General features: G+C 65.8%; 2 protein-coding genes. Both read right to left on the bottom strand.

Going from position 1 to position 2,885, the window contains the following annotated elements:
• Positions 1-997, bottom strand: a 997-nt coding sequence (locus tag ACE5C1_RS05005; protein WP_374942966.1) for a tetratricopeptide repeat protein, incomplete at its 3' end; no start/stop codon positions are given.
• 32 nt (positions 998-1,029) lie between these two features.
• A complete protein-coding gene (locus ACE5C1_RS05010) occupies positions 1,030-2,340 on the bottom strand; it encodes an EAL domain-containing protein (protein WP_374942967.1) in 1,311 nt (436 codons plus the stop codon).
• Positions 2,341-2,885 lie beyond the last annotated feature (545 nt).

Consider the following 2,885-nt stretch of genomic DNA (forward strand, 5'->3'; position numbering starts at 1 on the left):
GCCGCTTCAACGCGACGAGGTGCTCCAGCGCGTGCGGTGCGTCGCCCAGCGCGCGATAGGTGTCATAGGCAGTCTGGTGCGCTTCCCGAAACGGAATGGCGGTGGTGGCGAGGTCGACGCCGGCAAACCGCTCGCGGATCAAGCGCGCGGCGTGAGGAAGATCACCGCGTTGCAGCGCGACCTGAGCAGCGATGGCGACGAGCGGCGGCCGTCCAGCAGCGGCATCGCCTGCGCGGGTGAGCGCAAGTGCCCGCGTCACGGTCGAGGCGGCCGCGCCCACGTCGCCGCGCTTCAACAGTGCCCGCGCGATATTACCCATGATTCGCGCCTCAAGCAGCGGACTGTGCATCGCCCGCGCCAACGCGAGCGCCTTGCGATAGCCCGCCTCTGCTTCGGCAAACCGGGCAAGTTCCTGAAGAATGGACGCGCGGTTGTTATAGCTGGAAAGCAGCAGCAGCGGTTCGTCGGGATGAACCGCCAGCGCCTGATCGAGGTATTTGAGCGCCGACGCCCAGTCGGTTGCATCGCCGTAAAGCGAAGCGATGCACAACAGCGCGATCACCTGCCCCTTGCGGTAGGCGGCGCGCTGGTAAAGTAGGTGCGCGCGCTGATATTCGCCCAGCGCCGCACCGGTGTTCCCGCGCCGCTCATGTACCGCGGCCTGCGCCAGCAAGATGTCAGCTTCTAGCTTGGATCCCGGCGCGAGCCGATGCGCGCGCAGCAATGCACTGGCGATCAGCGGCGCGGCCTCGTCCGTGCGCTCCATCTGGACATAGGCTTCGCCGACCAGCCGCTGCACCGTGACCTCGGCAACGCCTCGTGCGCGCCCGTCGGCCAGCGCCCGTCCCGCTTCCCGTGCTTCCTGCGCCTTGACAAGAGCAGCACTGGGATCGGCCACCAGCAGCGCGCTGGCCTGTTCGGCCAGCCGGTCGAACTGCGCTGCGTTGCGCTCCGCCGCTGCAACCGGCGTCACCAGCATCAACAGCGGCACCGCCACGGCGAGCAGTTGGCGGTATGACGCGCGGACCATCAACCCTGCCGCGTGGCGGCACGTAGCCGGGCGAGCGGGCTGGGCAACTCGTCCTGCGTCCAGCCGTCGCGGTGCCGACCGAGGAAGGCGGCCAATCTGCCCAAGTCGAGCGGGTGGCTGATGAAATAGCCCTGCCCCAGGTCGCATCCCATGACGGTCAGCAGCGCCAGTGCGGTGGCTGATTCGATCCCTTCCGCCACCACCTCCATCTCCAGCGCGTGGGCGAGATCGATGGTTGAACGGACGATCAGCGGATCGCGATGCGAGCTGGTCAGTTGGGTGACGAACAGCTTGTCGATCTTCAGCTCGCACGCCGGCAGCTGCTTTAGATAGGCGAGCGACGACAGCCCCGCGCCGTAATCGTCGATGGCGATCGGAATACCTATGGCGGCGAAGCGGTTGAGGTTGCCGATCGCCGCAGCTGGATCGCGGATCACCGACGTCTCGGTGATCTCGAAGCCAATCGAAACGTTCGCCTCGGTGACCAGTGCGGATGCCTCCCTGATAAATGCTTCGTCGGTCAGCAACACTCCGGATACGTTGACGTAGATAGGCAAGCCGTAGCCCATCGCCGCCAGCATTCGCCCGTCCGCGGTGGCACGGCGCAACACCCACAAGGTAAGCGCAGCAATTTCACCGCTCTCTTCGGCCAGCGGAATGAAATCCGCGGGCAGGATCATGCCTCGCACCGGATGGCGCCAGCGGACGAGTGCCTCCAGGCTCGCGACGGTGCGGCGTCGCAGATGCACCTTTGGCTGGTAAAGCAGCAGCAGCTCGTCGTTGTCGATGCCTCGACCAAGGTCAGCCGACAAATCGTCGGGGGCCGATGCCGCCCGTGGCACGCCCACGCGGCGGATGATCGGCGCGCCGCTGTGGCGGGCTTGAGCGCACGCTTCCTCGGCTTCCTCGATCAGACACGTCTCGTTGGTGCCGGAAGCGGTCGTCAACGCCACACCAATTGCCAGCTCGACCGCGACTGCCGCGCCGCCGATCGTCACCGGCCGCGCGAACGCAGTCGTGATCGCCCGGAGTGCCTCGTCGACGCCGACTTCCCCACCGTGCACAAGATCAAGCTCAACCCGATCCTGTCCGGCCACGACCACGCGCTCGGGCCTAACCATCGCGGCCAGCATGGGCGCCAGTCGATCACCCAGCCGCTCGGCCCAAGCACGCCCACACCGACGGCGCAACACGGCCGCGTTGGTCACCTGAACCACAATCATGCCCATGCCGGTGCCAGCTCCCGCCGCCGCGGGGAGCGCGGCAGCAACGGCTGGGCGATGGCAAGCCTGATCAGACGGATCGTTCACGCCTGCGGCCCTAAGCCGGAGCCTTTAAAAAAGGGCTTAACTTCCGTTCGTCGCATCCGCGCGCGCCGGTCCATTAAGGTAATTGCTTAATCCCGCGTTCATGATATTTCTCTCCTGCATCCTTGGGATGCGAAACAAGGGAGAAGGCACATGCTTCGTCATCTGCTCGCGCTCATCTACGGCGACTTCATCCGTCCCGCTGGCTGAGAATACCTTCCCTTGATGTTTGGCGTTTAGGCTGAACGGGCAAGGGTGAGGATCATTTACCGAACCAAGCCGACGCGCTCCCGGCTTAATCAGGAGCGCACCTTTTCTGTCGCGTTTCGGCGCTCGTTCGATCAGAGTCGGAACGTCGCCTTTGCCGTGTTGCCGGCCAGGCGGCCGATCAACGCGTAACGTCTCCTGCCCCGCCTTCGCTCCATCCGCCGCCCAGCGCCTTGAACAGGGCCGCCGTCATCACCCGCAACTGGGCGTCGCTGCCGGCCAGCTGCTCGCGGGCCTGGAGCAGCTGCGTTTCGGCGTTGAGCAGGCTGTCCTGCGCCACC

This window comes from Sphingomonas sp., from assembly GCF_964263785.1.
Lineage (GTDB): Bacteria > Pseudomonadota > Alphaproteobacteria > Sphingomonadales > Sphingomonadaceae > Sphingomonas.